The 20364-nt window shown below is 65.3% G+C and carries 25 protein-coding genes; 14 read left to right on the top strand and 11 right to left on the bottom strand.

Features of this window, described 5'->3' with window-relative positions; translation table 11 throughout:
• The 4 genes from Q0L57_RS20910 to Q0L57_RS20895 form a co-directional block, all read left to right on the top strand.
• The coding region (locus tag Q0L57_RS20910) for a class II D-tagatose-bisphosphate aldolase, non-catalytic subunit (protein ID WP_296744937.1) at positions 1-921 on the top strand (921 nt) is incomplete at its 5' end.
• A 128-nt stretch (positions 922-1049) separates the two neighbouring features.
• Positions 1050-1355: an antibiotic biosynthesis monooxygenase family protein gene (locus Q0L57_RS20905; RefSeq protein WP_296744936.1), complete on the top strand. Its 306-nt coding sequence runs from the start codon at positions 1050-1052 to the stop codon at positions 1353-1355.
• A 45-nt stretch (positions 1356-1400) separates the two neighbouring features.
• Positions 1401-1715: an EthD family reductase gene (locus Q0L57_RS20900; protein WP_296744935.1), complete on the top strand. Its 315-nt coding sequence runs from the start codon at positions 1401-1403 to the stop codon at positions 1713-1715.
• A gap of 111 nt (positions 1716-1826) precedes the next feature.
• Positions 1827-2684, top strand: coding sequence for a sigma-70 family RNA polymerase sigma factor (locus Q0L57_RS20895; RefSeq protein ID WP_296744934.1), 858 nt, complete (start codon positions 1827-1829; stop codon positions 2682-2684).
• Here Q0L57_RS20895 and Q0L57_RS20890 read toward each other — a convergent pair.
• Positions 2681-3220: an Lrp/AsnC family transcriptional regulator gene (locus Q0L57_RS20890; protein ID WP_296744933.1), complete on the bottom strand. Its 540-nt coding sequence runs from the start codon at positions 3218-3220 to the stop codon at positions 2681-2683. The genes Q0L57_RS20895 and Q0L57_RS20890 overlap by 4 nt on opposite strands.
• Positions 3221-3268: 48 nt before the next feature.
• Between Q0L57_RS20890 and Q0L57_RS20885 the strand changes: the two genes are divergently transcribed.
• Positions 3269-4459, top strand: coding sequence for an MFS transporter (locus tag Q0L57_RS20885; protein WP_296744938.1), 1191 nt, complete (start codon positions 3269-3271; stop codon positions 4457-4459).
• Here the strand turns inward: Q0L57_RS20885 and Q0L57_RS20880 are convergent.
• From Q0L57_RS20880 to Q0L57_RS20860, 5 genes are read right to left on the bottom strand one after another with little or no spacing between them, the layout of a single operon-like run.
• Positions 4456-5748 carry an FAD-dependent oxidoreductase gene (locus Q0L57_RS20880; RefSeq protein ID WP_296744932.1) on the bottom strand — a complete coding sequence of 431 codons (1293 nt, stop codon included), beginning with the start codon at positions 5746-5748 and terminating at the stop codon, positions 4456-4458. The two genes, Q0L57_RS20885 and Q0L57_RS20880, sit on opposite strands and share 4 nt — an antisense overlap.
• Positions 5745-6725: a branched-chain amino acid ABC transporter permease gene (locus tag Q0L57_RS20875; protein ID WP_296744931.1), complete on the bottom strand. Its 981-nt coding sequence runs from the start codon at positions 6723-6725 to the stop codon at positions 5745-5747. The genes Q0L57_RS20880 and Q0L57_RS20875 overlap by 4 nt, the downstream gene beginning before the upstream one ends.
• Positions 6722-7630, bottom strand: a complete 909-nt coding sequence (locus tag Q0L57_RS20870; protein WP_296744930.1) for a branched-chain amino acid ABC transporter permease — start codon at positions 7628-7630, stop codon at positions 6722-6724. The genes Q0L57_RS20875 and Q0L57_RS20870 overlap by 4 nt, the downstream gene beginning before the upstream one ends.
• Entirely contained in the window at positions 7627-8385 is a 759-nt protein-coding gene (locus Q0L57_RS20865; RefSeq protein ID WP_296744929.1) for an ABC transporter ATP-binding protein, read from the bottom strand. Before Q0L57_RS20865 ends, Q0L57_RS20870 begins: the two co-directional genes overlap by 4 nt.
• Positions 8382-9182: an ABC transporter ATP-binding protein gene (locus tag Q0L57_RS20860; protein ID WP_296744928.1), complete on the bottom strand. Its 801-nt coding sequence runs from the start codon at positions 9180-9182 to the stop codon at positions 8382-8384. Before Q0L57_RS20860 ends, Q0L57_RS20865 begins: the two co-directional genes overlap by 4 nt.
• A 161-nt stretch (positions 9183-9343) precedes the next feature.
• On the opposite strand from Q0L57_RS20860, the gene Q0L57_RS20855 reads away from it, so the two are divergent.
• The 6 genes from Q0L57_RS20855 to Q0L57_RS20830 are packed head-to-tail and all read left to right on the top strand — an operon-like array spanning position 9344 to position 13723.
• Positions 9344-10072 (top strand): GntR family transcriptional regulator, encoded by a 729-nt coding sequence (locus tag Q0L57_RS20855; RefSeq protein WP_296744927.1) that lies wholly within the window; start codon positions 9344-9346, stop codon positions 10070-10072.
• A gap of 1 nt (position 10073) precedes the next feature.
• Positions 10074-10562, top strand: a complete 489-nt coding sequence (locus Q0L57_RS20850; RefSeq protein WP_296744926.1) for a DUF3830 family protein — start codon at positions 10074-10076, stop codon at positions 10560-10562.
• Positions 10563-10564: 2 nt separating this feature from the next.
• Complete coding sequence (locus Q0L57_RS20845) at positions 10565-10936, top strand: TIGR04076 family protein (RefSeq protein WP_296744925.1); 372 nt, start codon at positions 10565-10567, stop codon at positions 10934-10936.
• On the top strand, positions 10933-11988 hold the full coding sequence (locus Q0L57_RS20840; RefSeq protein WP_296744924.1) for an aldo/keto reductase: 1056 nt from the start codon (positions 10933-10935) through the stop codon (positions 11986-11988). The genes Q0L57_RS20845 and Q0L57_RS20840 overlap by 4 nt, the downstream gene beginning before the upstream one ends.
• Entirely contained in the window at positions 11985-12419 is a 435-nt protein-coding gene (locus Q0L57_RS20835) for a DUF4440 domain-containing protein (RefSeq protein ID WP_296744923.1), read from the top strand. Before Q0L57_RS20840 ends, Q0L57_RS20835 begins: the two co-directional genes overlap by 4 nt.
• A gap of 41 nt (positions 12420-12460) precedes the next feature.
• Entirely contained in the window at positions 12461-13723 is a 1263-nt protein-coding gene (locus tag Q0L57_RS20830) for an ABC transporter substrate-binding protein (protein WP_296744922.1), read from the top strand.
• Between the two features lie 69 nt (positions 13724-13792).
• Here Q0L57_RS20830 and Q0L57_RS20825 read toward each other — a convergent pair whose 3' ends face one another.
• Positions 13793-14710 (bottom strand): sigma-70 family RNA polymerase sigma factor, encoded by a 918-nt coding sequence (locus Q0L57_RS20825; protein WP_296744921.1) that lies wholly within the window; start codon positions 14708-14710, stop codon positions 13793-13795.
• Positions 14711-14761: 51 nt separating this feature from the next.
• Positions 14762-15181 carry a GFA family protein gene (locus Q0L57_RS20820; protein ID WP_296744920.1) on the bottom strand — a complete coding sequence of 140 codons (420 nt, stop codon included), beginning with the start codon at positions 15179-15181 and terminating at the stop codon, positions 14762-14764.
• Between the two features lie 207 nt (positions 15182-15388).
• Between Q0L57_RS20820 and Q0L57_RS20815 the strand changes: the two genes are divergently transcribed.
• Positions 15389-15811 carry an N-acetyltransferase gene (locus Q0L57_RS20815; protein WP_296744919.1) on the top strand — a complete coding sequence of 141 codons (423 nt, stop codon included), beginning with the start codon at positions 15389-15391 and terminating at the stop codon, positions 15809-15811.
• Here Q0L57_RS20815 and Q0L57_RS20810 read toward each other — a convergent pair whose 3' ends face one another.
• Positions 15812-16927 (bottom strand): anhydro-N-acetylmuramic acid kinase, encoded by a 1116-nt coding sequence (locus tag Q0L57_RS20810; protein ID WP_296744918.1) that lies wholly within the window; start codon positions 16925-16927, stop codon positions 15812-15814. It abuts the gene before it with no gap.
• 213 nt (positions 16928-17140) lie between these two features.
• Here Q0L57_RS20810 and Q0L57_RS20805 point away from each other — a divergent pair, with 213 nt between their 5' ends.
• Positions 17141-17830, top strand: a complete 690-nt coding sequence (locus tag Q0L57_RS20805) for an SDR family NAD(P)-dependent oxidoreductase (protein WP_296744917.1) — start codon at positions 17141-17143, stop codon at positions 17828-17830.
• 166 nt (positions 17831-17996) lie between these two features.
• A complete protein-coding gene (locus Q0L57_RS20800) occupies positions 17997-19016 on the top strand; it encodes an isopenicillin N synthase family oxygenase (protein ID WP_296744916.1) in 1020 nt (339 codons plus the stop codon).
• Between the two features lie 215 nt (positions 19017-19231).
• Here the strand turns inward: Q0L57_RS20800 and hpaH are convergent, their stop codons facing one another.
• Positions 19232-20035: a 2-oxo-hept-4-ene-1,7-dioate hydratase gene (hpaH, locus tag Q0L57_RS20795; protein WP_296744915.1), complete on the bottom strand. Its 804-nt coding sequence runs from the start codon at positions 20033-20035 to the stop codon at positions 19232-19234.
• Positions 20032-20364: fumarylacetoacetate hydrolase family protein (locus Q0L57_RS20790; protein ID WP_296744914.1), on the bottom strand; the 333-nt coding region annotated here is incomplete at its 5' end. The genes hpaH and Q0L57_RS20790, both read right to left, overlap by 4 nt.

The following is a 20364-nucleotide window of genomic DNA, read 5'->3' as shown; positions in this document are numbered from 1 at the left end:
GCCGGCTTCACCAAGCTGCATCTCGACACCAGCATGGCCTGCGCCGACGATCCGGTGCCGCTTTCCGACGAGACGATTGCCGCGCGCGCGGCCGATCTCGCGGCGATCGCGGAGGCAGCGGTCGCGCGCACCGGCGGCAAGAAACCCGTCTACGTCATCGGCACCGAAGTGCCGGTGCCGGGCGGTGCGCTGGAAGCGCTCGACCATATGCATGTGACAGAGCCGGCCGATGCGCTGCGCACTGTCGAGGTCCATCGCTCGGCCTTCTCTCGTCTCGGCCTCGATGCTGCCTTCGGCAGGGCCGTTGGTGTCGTCGTTCAGCCCGGTGTCGAATTCGGTAATGCCGATATCATCGCCTATGCGCCCGAGCAGGCGACGAAGCTGGTGGCGGTTCTCGAACGCATCCCAAAAGTCGTCTTCGAGGCGCATTCGACCGACTACCAGCCGACCGAAGCGTTGACCGCGCTCGTGCGCGACGGCTTCGCCATCCTCAAGGTCGGCCCGTGGCTCACCTTCGCGCTGCGCGAGGCGTTGTATGGGCTGAGCCTCATCGCCGACCGTCTGGTGCCTGATCCGGCCCGTGACAACCTGTCCGCCGTCATGGAGCGCGTGATGCTGGCCTCACCCGGCAACTGGCAGAAATACTATCCCGGCACGCCCGACGAGCAGCGCCTGCAGCGGCATTTTTCCTTCAGCGACCGCATCCGCTACTACTGGCCGTCGCCCGATGCGCGGCAAGCAACCGAGGCGCTGCTGGCCGCCCTTGGCGAGAGGGAGATTCCGCGGCCGCTGATCAGCCAATATCTGGGACATCTCGATGCCCGCGTCGCGGCCGGCCTCATTCAGCCCGTGGCGCGCGAGCTGCTGATCGGCAGCGTCACGCGCGTCCTCGACATCTACCGCGACGCCACGAACCATTAGGGCCACTCGCTCATTGCAACCGCGTTGCAATGACGTTCATCGAGAATCTTCCAAGAATCTCCTACGCCGCGATCCGTTTCCACTCTTCGGATCGTCATTGGTGTGTCCGGAACAGAAGGAGACACGCCATGTCCGACGAACCCGTCATTCTGATCAATCTGCTGAAGGTAGAACCTGAAAACCAGGACGCGCTGATCGCGCTGCTGAAGCAGAACACCGAAACGGTCATCCGCAAGCTGGACGGCTGGAGGGCTACCCGGCTGATCGCGGCAAGGGACGGCGCCGGCGTCGTCATCTACTCCGAATGGGAGAGCCCCGCGGCCGTCGAGGCGATGCGCGGCGATCCGCGCATGAAAGCCTATTTCCCGAAGATCATTGAGCTCGCGAGCCTGGATTCGGTCGTGGGGTCGGCGGTGTTCAGCCAGACGCCTTGAGCGCAGGCAGCACCGTTTCACAAGTAGCAACAAAGGAGAACCGCAATGGCTCGCATGGTCGTCATTTACTGGACGCCGAAGGACGTAGAGGCGTTTGACCGGCACTACTTCCAAATCCACGTACCCCTGGCCAAGAAGCTGCCAGGCCTCAGGAACTACGAGGTCAGCGACGGCCCCATCGCGACGCCTGTCGGAAACTCGGACGTCTTTCGGATCGGAACGCTGTATTTCGACGACCTTGCGGCGATCGAAAGGGCGTTTGCGAGTCCGGAAGGACAAGCCGCGGGGGCGGATCGGCGGATTTTCGCGCCGGATGACTCGGGCGTTCAGATGTACCTTTTCGACAACCGGGAAGTTTGAACCCGCTCTTGCGCGTCTCGTCAGGGCAAATGCGATAGCGCCAAACTTCTCATCGACATCTATGCTCAATTCCGGGCGCAACGGAGAGCGCAACTTTAATGAGGCCGAGACATGAACACGGATCAGTTCGAGGATCGGCTGAGCGCTCTGCGACCGCGTCTGCATCGCTATTGCGCGCGCATGACGGGTTCGGCGGTCAATGGCGAGGATGTTTTGCAGGACGCTCTCGTCAAGGCTCTCAACGCGCGGGCCCAGGGAGCCGAGGTGGACAATCTCGAGGGCTGGCTGTTTCGCATCGCCCACAATGCCAGCCTCGATTTCCTGCGTGGCAGTGCTCGCAACACGGTCGTTCCGCTGACCGAGGATCTCGAGGCAGCGGCCATACCCGAAGCCGACATCGTCGCGATCAGCTTTCAGACATTTCTCAGGCTGCCCGAGCTGCAGCGATGCGCGGTGATCCTGAAGGATGTCCTGGGTCATTCGGTCGACGAGATCGCAAGCATCGCCGGGTGCTCTCCCACAGCCGCCAAGTCCGCGCTTCAGCGCGGACGTGTCGCGCTGCGGGAACTGGCAAGGGCGCCGGAGGATACGCGCCTGCCGCTGATCTCCGATCAGGACCGGCATAAGATCGCCGCCTTTGTCCATCTGTTCCAGAGCGGCGATTTCGACGCCATCCGTGTGATGCTCGCCGATGATGTGAAGCTGGAACTGGTGAACCGGCTCCAACTGCAAGGGCGCGACAAGATCGTCCCCTATTTCACGCGCTACGCGGAAGTCGCGAAATGGCGCTTCGCCCTCGGCGCGGTCGAGGGACAGCCAGCCATGCTGGTCTTCGACGGCACCGGCCCGATGGAGAGACCCGCGCATTTTGTGCTGGTCGGCTGGTCGGACGACCGGATCGTTCAGATCCGCGATTTCCTGTTCGCACCCTATGTGCTCGAAGCCATCGATTGGGTGCGGCTGGGCTAATACACCGGCGTCGCCATGTGTCGGGGCGCCGGCCACTCGGCCGTGATCTCGGGCTGTACCGGCCGTTCCAGATAGGTCGACAGCACTACATAGCTGCGCGTCGAGGTGACTCCCGGGGTGTCGTACAGGCGCGCCAGCAGACCCTCGAGCGCGCGGGTGTCCTCGGTGCGCACCTTGAGCAGCATGCAGGTGTCGCCCGCGACCGTGTGGATCTCCTCGACTTCCGGAAATTCTGAAACCGCCATCAGCTCCGGCGTCTTGCCCCAGCCCCTGGTGTCGATATGCACGAAGGCTAGCAGCGGCTTCTTCACCGCTCTCGGGTCGATGATCGCCGAGGTTGCGCGGATGGCGCCGGAGCGGCGCAGTCGCTTCACCCGCTCATGCGCCGCGGGCGGTGAAAGCCCCACTCGCTCCCCGAGCTCGGCATAACTGATGGTCGCATCGTCGACGAGCACGCCTAATATCTTTCGGTCGATCGTGTCGACTTCCCGGGTCGGATGCTTGTTCCGCTGAATGTCATCTGTTTCTTCATCCATGGCGAAAATCCTCATTGATGCCGAATGAAATTCAGCCAGTATGGCGATATGTCGAACAGTGATCAATCAGCAATCTTGACGGTCGTGCCGCGCGCGCCGATCCCGGCGGCGGCCTATCTGCTCACCGGCTGCATTGCCGTCATCGGCTCCAACTCGCTGGTGCTCGGTCCGATCGCGCCTGCCGTCGCGGCGTCCTTCGGGGCGAGCGTGCCGGCCGTGATGACAGCTGCAGCCGCCTTCGGCCTTGGCACCTCGGCAAGCGCGCTTTTCATCGCGCGCTACATCGACAGGATCGGCGCGCGGCGCATGCTTCAGGGCGCGCTGCTTCTGCTCGGCCTGGCGCTTGTCGCCAGCGCCTTGGCGCCGACGGTGATCGCGCTGGTGGCGGCGCAACTGGTGGCTGGCATCGCGGCCGGCGTGGCCATGCCGGCGATCTATGCGAGCTCCGCCGCAATCGCACCGCCCGGTCGCGAGAGCGGCACAATCGGCGTCGTGCTGACCGGCTGGACGCTCTCCATGGTCGCCGGCGTCTCGCTTTCGGCGGTGCTTGCCGATCTCATCCACTGGCGCGCCGTCTTCGCCGCCGTCGCGCTGCTGGCTGGAACCGCCGTCGCCGGCCTGGCCATGAGTTCGCTGCACGACGCGCGAAAAAGCGGTCCGGCCCCGTCGCCGCTCGGCGCGCTCGCGGTGCCCGGCATCCTGCCGCTTCTGATAGCCTGCGGCGCCTTCATGACTGCCTTCTACGGCGTCTATGGCTATCTCGGCGATCATCTCCATGAAGGTCTCGGCGAGCCGGTCAGCGCCAACGGCCTGGCGGCAGTCGCCTACGGATTTGGCTTCGGCGCGGCCGCATTGCTCGACGGCGCCATCGATCGCCTCGGCGCCCGTCGCGTCATGCCTTTCGCTTATCTGCTGGTTGGAGCCGTGTATGTCGCGATGGCCATGCTGAGCAGCGGCTTCGGCTCGCTCGTCGCTACGATCGCTGTCTGGGGCCTCGCCAATCATTTCGGGCTGAACGTCCTTGTCACCCGCCTGACCGCGCTCGATCCGTCGCGGCGCGGCACCATCATGGGGCTGAACAGCGCGGTGACCTATCTTGCCGTCACCGTCGGCACCGCGGGCTTCGGTCCGCTTTACACAAGCCTCGGTTTTGCCAATTGCGCCTTGATCGCTGCGTTGCTGATGCTGGTGGCGGCGCTCGCGGCTGCGTGGCGCTCGCCGCCCGCCCCGTACCTCTAAGCCCGCTCGTCCAGCCGGTCGCGCAATATACTCCATGGCAGCAGCATGTTCGGCGCGTAGCGCATCAGCCCGTGAAACGGGATTGGTGAAGGCGGCGCGAACGGAAGCGGCAGGTCGACGGCATCCGCGCCACCCGCCCAATCCGCGAGCACCTTGCCCATCGCCGTGGTCATGGCGATGCCGCGGCCGTTGCAGGCAAAGCCGGCGATCAACCCCGGGCCCAGGTCGACGAGGCGCGGCAGGAAGTCGGGCTCGACGGCCGCCATCCCGGACCAGGCATACTGCAGCGGCGGGAGGTCGGGCAGGTCGAGATAGGTTGCGAGCCGCCGCCAGATCGCGCGCGGCACTCTGTTGTCGGCGCCAACGCCAACGACATGCATGCCGCCGCTGATCAGCCTGTTTTCGCCATCGAAGCGGAAGGTCAGGAGGTTGCGCCTGGTGTCGCCCACACCTTGCCCGCCGGGCAGCAGGCGGCTGCGTATCGCGCGCGGCAGCGGCGCGGTCGCGATCTGGAATATCCTGAGCGGAAAATAGGTTCGGCTGAGAACCGGATTGAGCGCCGCGCCATAGGCGTTGGTGGCAACCAGCACCTTGGCTGCCCGTAGCGAGCCCGTTGACGTCCTGACGGTCCAGCCGCCTGGCTCGCGATCGATCGCCGTGACGCGGCTGTGCTCGAAGATGCGGGCGCCGGCCTTCTCGGCCGTGTCGGCCAGGCCGCGCGCATAGGCGACCGGATCGAGCACGCCGCCGGAACGGTCCATCCAGCCGCCGACATAGCCGCGCACGCCGGTGAGTTCCTGCACGGCGCTGCTGTCCAGCGTGACCGCCGGCCTGCCGCGCGCGGCCCATTGCCCGGCGCGGGACTTCACCCTTTCGAGGGCGGCCGCCGAGTGTGCCGGCTGGATCCAGCCGTTCTGCAGCGCATCGCATTGGATGGCGTGCCGCTTGATCAGATCGAACACGAGGTCGGCGCTGCCGGCGGCAAACTCGATCAGGCGATCGCCACGCTCCGGTCCGAGATGCGCGATGATGGCGGTGGGATCCATCTTGGCGAAGTTCGGCACGACGAAGCCGGCATTGCGGCCTGTGGCACCCCAGGCGATGATTTCTGCCTCGAGCACCGCGACGGAAATGCCTTTCTCTGCCGCGTGGAGTGCAGTCGAGAAACCGGCGAAGCCGCCACCGACGACGACGAGGTCGACGTCGAGCCGGCCTTCGAGCGCCGGTCGGTCGCGGTGATTGCGAGCGGTGGCATGCCAAAGGGACAGGCTCTTCCCCGTCCGGCTCATCGGCCGCTGCTCTCCGGCGCTGCCGGGGCAGCAGCCTGGGGCGTGCGGACGCGGCGCGGCCTGTCGCCGAACAAGCCGCTCGGCCTGACGAGCAGGATGACGCACAGCATCACGCCTATGGCGACGATCTGCAGGGCGGCGGCGCGCGCCTGCTGCTCCGGCGAGAAGAGCACGCTGGTGAGCGCGCCGGAGCCCGCCCATATCGCCCAGACCAGCACGCTGCCGGCAACGGCGCCAAGGTTGCTGCCCGAGCCGCCGACGATCAGCATGACCCAGACCTGGAAGGTCAGGATCGGCAGATAGTTGTCCGGCGCGATGAAGCCGATGAAATGCGCCTGCAGCGCGCCGGCCAGCGCCATGATGGCGCCGCCCACCGCGAAGGCCTGCACGCGGTAGAAGCGCGCGCTCTTGCCGAGCGAGATCGCCGCGCGCTCGTCCTCGCGCAAGGCCTTCAGGACACGGCCCCACGGGCTGCGCGCCAGATGTTCCAACGCCAGGTACACCGCGAGCGTCACCGCCAGGACGATGGCGAGGTTGGACAGGTTGAAGAGCAGCGGCGTTTCGGCGAGGCCGCCGAACGGGCGTGGAATGAAGCCGATGCCGAATGGGCCGCCGGTGAGTTTCTGGGCATTGAGCGCCACGAGTTGCACCACCACCGCCACGCCGAAGGTGGTGATGGCGAGATAATCGGATCTCAGCCTCAGCGTCGCGATGCCGGTCAGCGCCGCGGCGAGGCCGCCGACGACCATCGCGCCCAACCAGCCGAGAAGGATCGGCAGGTCGAAACCGCCGAGCCGCGCCGGGTCCGCCGGCGTGGTGAGCAATGCCGACGTATAGGCGCCGATCGCGACGAAACCGGCGAGGCCGACATTGAACAGGCCGGTCAGTCCCCATTGCAGGTTCAGGCCGAGCGCGATCAGCGAAAAGATCAAGGCCGTGGTCAGGAAGAAGGCGCCGTAGCCGATGAGATCCATCATCTTTCGCGAACTCCGAAGAGGCCGATGGGCCGCACGAACAGCACTGCCATCAGGATGATGAAGGAGACGGCGGCGCGCCATTCGGCGCCGACCAGCTGCACCGCGCCGGCTTCGGCCAGCCCGATGATCAGCCCGCCCAGCACGGCGCCCGGCACGCTGCCGATGCCGCCGAGGATGGCGGCGGCGAACATCGGCAAAAGCATGTCGAACCCCATGAACGGGCGGATCTGGACGAGGATGCCGATCATGACGCCGGCCACGCAGGCCAGCGCCCCGCCGACGACCCATGTGACGCGCACGACCTTGGCGACGTCGATGCCGACGACGCGGGCAAGTGCTGCGTTCTGGCTGAGCGCCTGCATGGCGCGTCCCGTCTGGGTGCGCGTCATCAACAGATGGACGCCGGTCACAAGGACGGCCGTGAGCAGGAGCAGCGCGATCTGGTCCGGCGTTATGCGGATGCCGAAGCCGACCGGCATGGCGATCTGGATCGCCCGGCTGAAATAGGTCGGTCGCGACGTGAAGGTAAATTCGAGCAGGCTTCTCAGCGCCATCGAGGCGCCGAAGCTCGCCATGACGACGATGATCGCCTGGCCCTGCTTGCGCAGCCGCGAAAACAAGACCTTGTCGAGCAGCAGCGCCAGCAAGGCGGTGAAGGCCATGCCGACGACGAGCGCGACGATCAGGGGCCAGCCGAAGGAGAGCGAGCCGATTGGCGCCACCTTGCCGAACATCGCGCCGATGGCGCCGACGACGGCAAGCGTCGCGTAGGTTCCCCAGGCCATGAAGTCGCCATGCGCGAAATTCGAGAAGCGCAGGATCGAATAGGTAAGGGTCACGCCGATGGCACCGAGGCCGATCATCGAACCCGTCAGCAGCCCGTCGACGATGAATTGCAGGCTCATGCCGCGCTCCCCTTGCCGGAGGGTTCGGCGCCCTTGGGACGCTGGCCGAGATAGAGCTCGGCGACCACCGGATCGTTCCAGAGCTCGGCGGCGACGCCCTCGTGCCGGTCCTTGCCCTCGACGAGCACATAGGCGCGGTCGCCTATGGCCAGCGCCGCCTTGGCGTTCTGTTCGACCAGCAGGATGGTGACGCCGGACTTGCGGATGGCGGAGAGCATCTCGAACACCATGGCGACGAATTTCGGCGACAGGCCCGCGGAAGGCTCGTCGAGCACCAGCACCTTCGGACGCACGATCAGCGCTCGCGCCACCGCAAGCATCTGCCGCTGGCCGCCTGAGAGATTGCCGGCCGCCGTCTTTCGCTGCCGCTCGAGATCGGGGAAGGCCGCGTACATCTCGGCGATGCGCGCAGGGATCTCGCGCGGTTTCAGAATGCCGCAGGCGACCTTCAGATTGTCCTCCACCGACATCAGCGGAAAGACGTTCTCTGTCTGCGGCACGAAGGCGAGGCCGAGACGGACCATCATATGGGCGGGAGCCGAAGTGATGTCCTTGCCGTCGAGCAGCACCGTGCCGCCACTGATCGGGACGAGACCTGCAACGGCCTTGATCAGGCTCGACTTGCCGGCGCCGTTCGGGCCGAGCACGACGACGATCTCACCCTTGTTGACGGTGATCGAGGCGCCGCGCACGATCGGCACTCCGGGCTCATAGCCGGCTTCGAGGTTGCGCACGGCAAGCACGGCTTCGCTCATGCCGCGCCCCCGAGATAGGCCTCGATGACGCGCGGATCGCGCGCCACCTCGTCCGCCGTGCCTTCGCACAGCAGCTCGCCGCTCGCCATGACGAGCACGCGGTGGCAGAGCCGCGTCACCATGTCGATGTTGTGTTCGATCAGGAGGAAAGTGATGCCGCTCCTGTTGATGTCGCGGATGCGGTCGATGATGACCTCAAGCAGCGTGGCGTTGACGCCGGCCGCCGGCTCGTCGAGCAGGATGATGGCCGGGTCGGCCATCATGACGCGGGCGAGTTCGAGTAGCTTGCGCTGACCGCCGGAGAGCACGCGCGCCGGTTCGTGCGCCAGCCTTGTAAGCGACACGAGCTCCAGAAGCTCGGCGGCTTTCTGGGCACTCGCCTTCTCCTCGGCGGCGACCCGCCACGGCATGACAAGATTGGCAAGCAGCCGCTCGCCGGTCTGACCCTGCGCGGCAAGCATGACGTTTTCGATCAGCGTCAGATTGGGCAGGGGCCGGGGGATCTGGAACGTGCGGCCAAGGCCACGGCCGATGCGGCGATGGGCTGCCTCGCCCGAAACGGGCACGCCGCCGAGATAGATGTCGCCGCTCGTCGGCAGGACGCTGCCGGCAAGCAGGTCGAACATCGTCGTCTTGCCGGCGCCGTTGGGGCCGATCAGGCCGAGGATCTCGCCGGGGCGAACGTCAAACGAGACATCGTTCACGGCAACGAGGCCGCCGAAGCGCTTGACGACGTTCTTTGCCGCCAGCACCGGCGCCTGGGTCTCAGCCCCATGCCGTTTTACCGTCTCTCCCATCAATCCCTCGGGGCCGGAAGCGTTCTTGGCACTTCCTGATTTTTGATATGTGATCACACTTGCTTTGATCACGCTAATCGGCTTTAATTTTCTCCGCAAGCCGAAAACAGGCGAGGGCCCCTCAGAAGGGCCACGGCAAAAAGGCCAGAGTCGGGAACGCCATGCACAAGGCAGCCGCGGAGCGGAACAACGAGGTTCTCGCCGCGCAACTCGCGCCGGTTGGCCGCGAGACCGTGCAGGATCGCGTCTATTCGGAACTGCGCCGCGCCCTGATCGGCGGCCTCTTCGAGCCGAGCCAGGTTCTGACAATACGCGGCCTTGCCGATGCGCTGGTCACCTCCACGATGCCTGTGCGCGAGGCGCTTGGTCGGCTGATCACCGAGAAGGCGCTGGAGGCACTCCCCAACCGCTCGGTGCGCGTGCCGCCGATCACGCTCGATCGCATCGACGACCTGCTACGGGCCCGCACTCTCATCGAAGGTGAGGCAATCTCGCTCGCTGCCTCCCGCATGGGGCCGCGTGAAATCGCGACCGTCGAGGCACTGCTGCGCGAATGGGACGAAATGCGCGCGCTGAAGCACAAGAAGGATGTCGATCGCGAAGTGACGCTCAACCAGAGCTTCCACTTCGAGATCTACCGCGCCTGTGGCTCTGCCGTGCTGATCCCGATGATCGAGAGCCTCTGGCTGCAATCCGGACCGTGCATTCGCGTCGCGATCTACGCCTTCTCCGAAGCCGGCGAGGTGGACACCGCGCACTATCATCGCAGCATCGTCGCCGCGCTTGCGGTACAGGACGCGCAGGCGGCCCGCGAGGCACTGGTGGCCGACATCAGCCGGCCCTTCGCCTTCCTGCGCGACAAGCTGCAATCGAGGGCCAGGACGGAGTGACATGACAAAGCGCGCCATAAAGATCACCGAGCCGCGTTCCGGCCTGTCGGCGACTGCGCTGCTGCTGCCTGAGAAGGCGCCGGACAACGCCGCGTTCCTGTGGAGCTATCTGGAGGAGCCGCGCGTCGTCGCCGGCATCCACGCCATGTGGACCGGTCCGGAGATATCCTGTCCAGTGCCGCCTTCGCATCTGGAAAATCAGGCATATGCCCAGCCGCTGCCGGCCGAGAACGCGACGCTGACACCGCAGCCCGGCGACATCGTGCTCTCCTATGTGCCGCCGCGCATGTGGGGCGGCAATCCGAATGCGATCTTCGACATCGGCCTGTTCTACGGACAGGGCGCCCGGCTCTTGTTTCCGATCGGATGGCTGGCCGGAAGCGTGGTCGCGCAGGTGCCGCCGGAAGAGCGGGAGCAGTTCGCGGCAGCCTGCGGCGTCATTCGCCGCAACGGCGCCTGCGATGTCACCTTCACACGGGCGGAGATCTGAAGATGGCCGAGCGCGACGACAGTTTCGAGCTCTTCGACCTGCGGGTCGAGGCCGTCATCCCAGAGGGCAAGCCAATCTATTGCGGCGCCAAGGCCGGCGACTATTTCGAGCTGAAAGGCGAGATGCTCTCCATGCCGGTAGGACAGGGCTTCTCCATCTACTCGATCGCCGCCGTCCTGCCTCTGCTCGCGGCCAAGCAGCGCCCGACGCACAAGAACGACTGGATGACCTCGGATGCCGAGATCGCCTGTCCGGACCCCAACTGCGCCAGCCGGCTGCGCATCGCGCGAACCGGCAAGCGGCGCTTCAGCCATGCCGAGACCACGGCCGTGCCGCTGCCCCCGGAAAAAGCGGACGAGAGCGAGGACAGGTGATGGCAAGGACGTTCGAGCTCAGCCCCGGCTACACGATCTCCCGCGTCATCCGCGGCGGCTGGCAGCTCGCGGGTGGGCATGGCGCGATCGACAGGCAGGAAGCGGTGACCGATCTGATCGCCACCTTTGACGCCGGCATCTTCACCTATGACTGCGCCGACATCTACACTGGCGTCGAGGAACTGATCGGCGCCGCGCGGCTGCGGCTCGCTAATGAACGCGGTCTCGACGTCGCCGCGCGGATGAAGGTGCACACCAAGCTGGTGCCCGACCTCGAACGGCTGGCCGGCCTCAGCCGGGATTATATCAGAAGTATCGTCGACCAGTCGCTGCGGCGGCTCAAGACCGAGCGGCTCGATCTCGTCCAGTTCCACTGGTGGGACTATTCGCAGCCGCGTTACCTTGACGCCATGGGCTGGCTGAACGAGATGCGCATCGAAGGCAAGGTGCGCAATGTCGGCACGACCAATTTCGACACGCAGCGTTTGCGTGAGATCCTGGCGGCCGGCGTGCCGCTGGTCAGCCAGCAACTGCAATATTCCGTCCTCGACCAGCGCCCGGCGAAGAGCCTTGCCGGCCTCGCCGTGGAGAACGGCTTCAACTTCCTCTGCTACGGCTCGGTGGCGGGCGGATTCCTCAGCGACAAATGGCTGGGCGCTGTCGAACCGTCGAGCCCGCTCGAGAACCGCTCGTTGGTCAAATACAAGCTCATCATCGACGACTTCGGCGGCTGGGAGCTTTTCCAGCATATGTTGCGCACCCTGAAGTCGGTGGGCGACCGGCACGGAGTCGACATTGCCACGATCGCCAGCGCATGGGTGCTGGAGCAGCCGCGGGTCGCTGCCGTCATCGTCGGCGCCCGCAACCAGGCGCATGCCGTAGCCAATGCGCGCATCATGGATATCGCATTGTCGGCGGATGACCGAGCGGCGATAGCCGCCGTGGTCGCTCAGAGCCCCGGTCTCGAAGGCGACGTCTATGCGCTGGAGCGGGATCGCCACGGCCGCCACGGTTCGATCATGCACTATAATCTGAACGCGGGCAGGAAATGAGTGCGACCATCGACGCTTCGCTTCTTGCGAGCGCCACCGCCGAGGTGGTCGACCTGCATCGCTTCTTCGTCGACTGGTTCGACAAGAGCCGCTGCGCAAGAGCGGATTTCAGCCGGTTCGAGCGCGTGATGGGCGAGGGTTTCTCCATGGTGCCGCCGAGCGGCCAATTGCTCGACCGCGAGGCGGTGCTTGCCTATGTCCGGGCAGGCCGGGGGACCTTCGACGGCGACTTCGCCATTTCGATCGAGGACATCCGGCCTGGGTGGGCGGCCGGCGACGTTATCGTGCTCACCTATGTCGAGGCGCAGCAGCGCGCCGGCAAGGCGAGCAGGCGTCGGTCGAGCGCCCTCTTCACGTTGAATTCATCGGCGCCGCACGGCGTCGAATGGCGACACCTGCATGAAACCTGGCTGCAGGTGCCGGAGGACTGAACAGGCAAGCGTGAAAGTCGAATAACGAAAGGGGAACCGCAATGAGAAAGACGCTATTCCACATCAGCACGGCGCTCGGCATGCTGATGGCGGCCGGCGCGGCGCACGCCGCCGACTGCAAGATCACCGTCGGCCTGGTCATGGAACTGACCGGCCCGGCCGGCGAATATGGCCAGGCCGGCGCGAAGTCCGTCGAGATGGCCTTCCGCGACATCAACGATGCCGGCGGCGTCAGAGGCTGCACCCTCGCGACGGACACCCGCGACAGCCAGAGCCAGGGCAATGTCGCTGTCGATGCCGCGACCCAGCTCGTCCAGGTCAAGAAGGTGCCGGTCATCATCGGCGGCATTATCTCGTCGGTTTCGATTCCGATCCTGACTTCGGTCACCGCGCCGGCCAAGATCGTGCAGGTTTCGCCCGCATCCTCTTCGCCGACGCTGACGGCGCTGGGCCGCGACGGCAAGACCAACGGCATCTTCTTCCGCACCATTACGTCGGATGCGCTGCAGGGCGTCGCTGCCGCCAAGTACGCCATCGACAAGGGCTTCAAGAAGCTGGCGATCATCCACGTCAACAACGACTTCGGCGTCAACATGGTGGCTGAATTCTCGCGCGCCTATAAGGCGTTGGGCGGCACAATCGTCTCCGACACGCCTTACAACGAGAAGCAGTCGAGCTATGCCTCGGAAGTCACCGCGGCGATGGCGGGCGGGCCGGACGGGCTCTACCTCGTCAGCACGCCTGTCGACGGCGCCACCATCGCCCGCACCTGGATCTCGCAGGGCGGCGTGCAGAAGTTCCTGCTCAATGATGGCATGAACAGCCCCGACTTCATCGAGTCCGTCGGCGCCGACTATCTGAAGGATGCCTATGGCACGTCCTCTGGCACCAGCCCGACCGCTTCGACGGAATACTTCAACAAGAACTACAAGGCGTTCTCCAACATCGAGCCGTCCAACCCGGCGGCGGACCGCTCCTACGACGCCGGCGCCATTGTCGGCCTGGCGATCGCTATCGCCGGTTCGGAGGACCCTGCCAAGATCAGGGACGCCATGTTCAAGGCCGTCGATCCGGCAGGGGCGCCGATCTATGCCGGCAAGGAAGAGTTCGCCAAGGCGCTGGGACTGATCAAGGACGGCAAGCCGATCCGCTACGAGGGCGTCATCGGGCCGGTGTCCTTCGACAAATACGGCGACATCACCGGCCCGTTCCGGCTGTGGAAGATCGTCGACGGCAAGGTGACGACCGACGGCGAGATGTCGACGGACGACGTCAACGCGCTGCAGGCGAAGCTGAACAAGTAAGCGACGGCGTAGAAATGGCCCCTGGATCGGCCGATCCAGGGGCCGTTTCGTTCGGAAGCTCTCGCCCAGTCAGTGAGGCCTGACGACGGCAACCGCGAGCGCCGCGCCTATCAGCCATGGGCACGCATAATAGTCGCTTATCCGATTTATGGTCCCTCCGGTCGCTTCGATCCGGACCGGATAGGCCGGTTTCCAACCGTCTTCGCCTCGGTGGAGCACGAGCAGCACGATCTCGTCATCGAAAGTGCCGATAGCCATCGTCCAGTTCGCCTTGCCCTTTTCATATTCGACGAAGTAGATCGATTCCGACAAGGGTCCCCGGAAGCAGTCCGAGACCCGCAATTGCGCGTCGGCGCTGGCCAAGGCCCTCACGCCGTCCCAGTCATGGCGATTGAAGAGCTCGACATAACGATCCAGCAGTGTTGAAAGCTTCGGATCCTGCAGGGGCTCCGGGCGGGTGATCGCGTGGCTTGGCAAGGCGGCCAGCTTGCCGCGGCCACGGCTCAACGCCGCCTTGACCCCGCCGACCGTCGATCCGACGAGGTCGGCGATCTCTTCCAGCGAATGGTCGAAGACGTCCTTCAACAGGATGCAGGCGCGTTCCTTGGGCGGCAGATGGATCACCAGCCGTTCGATCGCGCGATCGGCGCCCTGGCCGGCGGGTTCGATGGGCAGAACGATCTCGTCGACCGCGAAACTGGCTTCCGCGCGCTGGCGCGTTTTCCGGTTGCGCAGGAAGTCTATGCAGCGATTGTGCGCGGTGCGAAACAGCCATGGCCGAAGAGCGCGTGGATCGTCGAGCTGATCGATCTTGCGATAGACCTCGAACAGCGTCTCCTGCATGACGTCCTCGCCGTCGAGCACCGAACCCGTCATGCGCGCGCAATAGCGATGCAGCGGCCGACGCAAATGCGCGACCGTTTCCAGGAATGCGGCATAGCGAATGTCGAAAAGCCCGGTGGGCTCCGGTCTCTGCTGAATCGTCATGACGGCGCTCTCATGCGCATCTTGCCGATGCCGGCAACATGCGCGTCCATCTTACATCGTCCTGACGTCGTCGGGAGCCCGATCGAAGCGGTCGTGCCTGCCGTCGACAAACATTACCGGCGACGCCGCCAGCTCTTCCGGATCGACGCCGTCAAGCGCGGCAATCGGAATGGCGATCACGATGCCGCCAAGCATCGGGACATCGCCTCGCGCTGGCATGCGAGTGCCGCAGGTCGCGCAGAAATGGTACTCGATGCTGGGTGCTTCCCTGCCCGGCGGAGTCCACTGATATTCGGTCTGCGCCTCGGCGCCAGACATGAGGCGAAAGTGCTGAGGGGCGACGAACCCCACCCACGAGCGCGTCTTGGTGCATGTCGAGCAATTGCATTTCACCGTTCCCCGGCTGAGGTCGATATCGGCCTCGAACCGGACGTTGCCGCAGTGGCAGCTTCCCGCGTAGGTTTTGAGCATTGCCTTGGGTCCTCCACGTTCGCCGACCGGGCGCCATCGCCGGCCGTATTCCAAGACGTACGGCAAGGAAAAAAGGATACGTCCCGCTCGATCGATTCTTGCGGTGGCAAGGGATCAGCTCTCGAGTCGCCAAACGCTCAAGCGGGCGCTTGCGTCTTCGTCCGGTCGTTGGGTAAAGGCTGGCATCGGAACCGGTCTGGACGCACCATGACGACGACGCTTGAGATCACCGCCGCACCCGTGCCGCAGGACCTGGCTTTCCTGAGCGAGAGCCTCACGGCCTTCAACGATGGCGATGTCGGCGCGTCAGGCAGGAAGCCGCTGGCCGTCTTCGTGCGCGATGAGGAAGGCGCGATTGTCGCCGGCATTTCAGGCTACACCGCCTGGGGCTGGCTTTATGTGCAGTGGTTGTGGGTCGACGAAAAGCTGCGCGGCCGGGGGACTGCCGCAAGCATGCTGGACGCGGCCGAGCAGGAGGCTGTGGCGCGCGGCTGCCAGGCCGCCTGGATCGACACTTTCAACCCGACCGCCGCCAAGGTCTACGAGCGGCAGGGCTACCAGCCGTTTGGCGCGCTTCCCGACTTTCCGATCGGCCGCACACGTATCTTCCTGCAGAAAAAGCTGGGCTGATCAGCCCGCCAGCCTGCCACCTCGCATCGGTTGCGGCACGCCGGTGGTGCTCGGAAAACTGATCGGCAGGCTGCGCAGCACCCGCACCGCGAGGAAGGCGAAGCATTCCGCCTCCACCGCGTCGCCCTTCCAGCCGAGCGTCTCGGCCTGGATCACCTCGACGCCGGCACGGCTCGCAAGCATCTTCATCATCGTCGGGTTATGCCGACCGCCGCCGCTGACGGCCAACCGTTTCGGCCGGCGCGGCAGGAGGTCGAGCGCCTTGCCGACGGCCGAAACCGTGAAGGCCGTCAGCGTCGCCGCGCCATCCTCCGCGCCAAGCCCGTCGGCCATCGCCGCGGTGAAATCGAAACGGTCGAGCGACTTCGGATAGGGTTTCGTCAAATAGGGGTGCTGAAGCAGGCGCGCCAGCCTTTCTTCATCGACGGTGCCGGCGGCCGCGAGCTTGCCGTCGCGGTCCATCTCGCCAAGGCCCTTCGACTTGATGAAATCGTTGACTGGCGCATTGGCTGGTCCGGTGTCGAAGGCGACGATGTTGTCCCTGCCATCCCACCAGGTGATGTTGCCGACGCCGCCGAGATTGAGAACCGCGGTGTCGCCGCTGGCGTCCGCCTCCCTCAGCAGCGCCGCGTGGTAGGCGGCGGCCAAAGGCGCGCCTTGCCCGCCGGCGGCAACATCCGCGGAGCGGAAATCATAGGCGACCCTGGTGCCGAGAAGCGCAGCCATCAATTCACCGTCGCCAAGCTGGCGCGTGCGCCCGATCCGCCCTGGCTGCGGAGCGCGGTGCAGCACCGTCTGGCCATGGAAGCCGACGACGCCGATATCGGCCATCGTCATACCCTGGCTCTCGACCAGATCCTTGACCGCCGCCGACTGCGCTCGTGTCAGCGCCTCTTCCGCCTCGCGAAAAATCGCCGGTTCCGGCCCCTCGAAATTCCAGGCGCGCGCCTGGCGCAACGTCTCCTCGAGCAGCGTGCGGATCGATTGCGGGTAGGGGGCCAGGACATAGGTGCCGGGGTCGGCGATGCGCTCGCCATCCGTCCTGATCAGCGCCACGTCGATGTTGCCGTCAAGCACCGTGCCGGTCATCAGCCCGACGGCCCAGATTGGTTCCATGGTCGCTCCTCGAATCGCCATTGAACCACGTGTCGGACGGAATGGCGTGGCAGGCAAGTCCTTCGCCGATAGGCCTGTCGCCCTCGCGATGGCTTTTGCGTCGAACGGCGAAAATGAAGCAACGTCGTTCTTGCCTCTTGCCTCCGAAGGCGCGAGCCTGTGCGATGATCGGCATCGGCCCGGATGCCATGTGTTCGCGAGGAGGATACGAAAATGGCAGGCAATGTCGCGGTGATCGCGGGCGCCGGATCCGGCTTGAGCGCGTCGCTGGCACGGCTTCTCACCGGAGACGGCTATCACGTCGTGCTAGCCGCCCGCAACGTCGACAAGCTCTCGCTGCTGGTTCAGGAGACCGGCGCGCTGGCGGTGGAGACCGACGTCTCGGACGCGGCCTCCGTCGCACGGCTGTTCGAGGCCGCGGACAAGGTCGGCGCGCTCGAAATCGCCGTCTTCAACGCCAGTGGGCGCACACGCGGCCCGATCGCCGAACTTGATCCCGAGGCGGTCAAGCCGGCGCTCCTCGTCGGCGCCTATGGCGGCTTCCTCGTCGGCCAGCAAGCGGCGCGCCGGCTGATTGTGCGCGGCTCCGGCTCGATCCTGTTCACAGGCGCCAGCGCGAGCCTGAAGGGCTTCTCCGGCTCGGCTGGCTTCGCCATGCCGAAGTTCGGCCTGCGCGGCCTGGCGCAGTCCATGGCGCGCGAGCTCGGCCCGAAGAACATCCACGTCGCGCATTTCATCATCGACGGCCAGATCGAGCCGCGAGGACAGGCGCCCGAGCCGGATCGCCCGGACCGCCGGCTTTCGCCCGACGCGATCGCCGAGACCTACCTCGCCATCCATCGCCAGCATCGCAGCGCCTGGAGCTTCGAGGTCGACCTGAGGCCGTGGGTCGAGACATTCTGAGGGCACCACGCTCAGCCCGCTGTTCGGACGAATTTGCCGCAAAGCCCGGGAATCGAGCGCCGGCTTTCTCAGTTTGCAACGAGATAGGACCGTGCATTGCTTTGAAGGCAAGGAGGCGCATGTCATCGTGCGGCGGGTCGCAAGTAGCCGCAGGAGCAGATTGTCCATGCCCAGAATAATCCCGGTACTAGATCTCGATCGTCTGGAACAAGGCGCGTCGGAGCTGCGGACCTTCTTGCTCGATCTGCGAACGGCAGCCCGTGATGTCGGCTTCTTCTACCTGAGCGGTCACGGAATAACGCAGTCGGAGATCGGCGCGGTGCTTGATGCTGCGCGCAGCTTCTTCGCTTTGCCGGAGGCAGACAAGCTTGCGATCGAAATGGCGAAATCCCCGCAGTTTCGAGGGTATACGCGGGCCGGCGGCGAACTGACCAAGGGCAAGGCCGACTGGCGCGAGCAGCTCGACATCGGCGTCGAGCGCGCGACGATCCCGCAAGGTTTGGGTGCTCCGGCCTGGACGCGATTGCAGGGCCCGAACCAGTGGCCGGCCGTATTTCCCGACTTGAAGCCGGCGCTGCTCGCCTGGCAGGCCAAGGCGACAGACGTGGCGATCCGCCTGCTCAAGGCCTTCGCGCTGTCGCTCGACCAGCTGCAGGATGCCTTCGATCCGATCTATCGCGGCGAGCCCAACCACCGCATGAAGATCGTGCGCTACCCCGGCCGCGACGCCACCGGCGACGACCAGGGCGTCGGCGCGCACAAGGACGGCGGGTTCCTTACCCTCCTTCTGCAGGACGAGAACAAGGGGCTTCAGGTCGAATATGACGGCAGCTGGGTGGACGTCGATCCGATTCCAGGAACGCTGGTGGTCAACATCGGCGAGCTGCTCGAACTCGCCTCCAATGGCTATCTGAGGGCAACCGTGCACCGCGTCGTCACGCCGCCGGCCGGGGTTGAGCGGATATCGGTTCCCTTCTTTTTCAGCGCCCGGCTCGACGCGACGATTCCGTTGCTCGACCTGCCGGAAGACCTTGCGGCCGAGGCGCGCGGTCCGGCGAGCGATCCCGACAATCCGCTTTTCCGCAATGTCGGCGCCAATGTGCTCAAGAGCCGGCTCAGGTCGCATCCCGACGTGGCGCGGCGGCATTATGCCGACCTCGTAGAAAAAGTAGCGGCTGCGGGTTGAAGATTTGCACGGATTAAGCGAGTTTTTTTCGCGTTCGTGCTGATTTTTGGAATTCCGTTCGTGGAAAATATACCGCTTAGGTCCCACATATGGATCATCGCCTGGTGTTTTCCTCCCATTGCGCTGGGCGATGTTCCCCTCTGAAGGTTATGACCTTCATTCTTGGCCGGGCCGCTTTCGCGCCCGGCCTTTTTCTTTTCAAGGGGCTAAGGGGATCAGGCGAAAGCGATGCGGATCGTGCCGTACGGGCCGAAATCCGAGACGATCTCGTCGCCGGGGCGGCATTCGACCGGGCGGATGAAGGAGCCTGACAGCACGACCTGCCCGGCTTCGATCCGCATGCCATATTGGTGGAGGCGGTTGGCGAGCCAGACCATGCCCTTGGCTGGATGATCGAGCACGCCGGCGCCGAGGCCGGTCTCCTCGACCTCGCCGTTGCGCGACACGATCGCGCCGATCCAGCGAAGGTCCGCATCGCGCGGACCGGCGGACCGGCCGCCGACGACTATGCCTGCATTGGCGGCGTTGTCAGAAATCGTGTCGAAGAAGGTTCGTATCCTGCCGGTTTCCTTGTTCATCCGCTCGATGCGGGTGTCGAGGATTTCCAGCGCGGGAGTGACGTAGTCGGTGGCGTCGAGGACATCGTCAATCGAGATGTCGGGACCGGCAAGCGGCGCCTTCATGACGAAAGCGATCTCGGCCTCGATGCGCGGCTGGATGAACCGACCCGCCGGCACGGTGCCGCCGTCTTCGAAGACCATGTCGTCGAACAGGATACCGGAATCGGGAATGTCGATGCTCAGCGCCGACTGCATCGCCTTGGAGGTCAGACCGATCTTCCAGCCCTTGACCGTGAGCCCCGATGCGGCTTTCCGCCTTACCAGCGCCGCCTGAACGCGGTAGGCGTCGTCCATCGTGGCATCGGGAAAATCGAGACTGAGCAGCCTGATCTGGCGGCGGTCGCGTTCGGCTTCGAACAGCCGCCGCGCGGCGTCCTCGACTTGGGCTTCAGTCATCATTGGCCGGTCCCTTCGTCGACGACGCCGTTGCGGAGCAGGCCGATGCCTTCGGCCTCGACCTCGATCACGTCGCCGGGCTTCAGCCAGATCGGCGGCTCGAACCGGGCGCCGGCGCCGGTCGGCGTCCCGGTGACGATGACGTCGCCGGGCACGAGCGTCGTGAATGTCGAGATGTAGTTGATGATCTTGCGGAAGGAAAAGATCATGCGGCCGGTGCGATCCTGCTGGCGCACCTCGCCATTGACGCGCGTGGTTAGGCCGATGTCGGCGATCTGCGCCTCGTCGGTGAACGGCACCAGCCACGGGCCGATCGAGCCGGTGCGGTCGAA

The sequence above is a fragment of the Mesorhizobium sp. genome, from assembly GCF_024509055.1.
Lineage (GTDB): Bacteria > Pseudomonadota > Alphaproteobacteria > Rhizobiales > Rhizobiaceae > Mesorhizobium.
The sequence above is the reverse complement of the archived record's forward strand: the minus strand, read 5'-3'. Positions and strand labels throughout refer to the sequence as shown.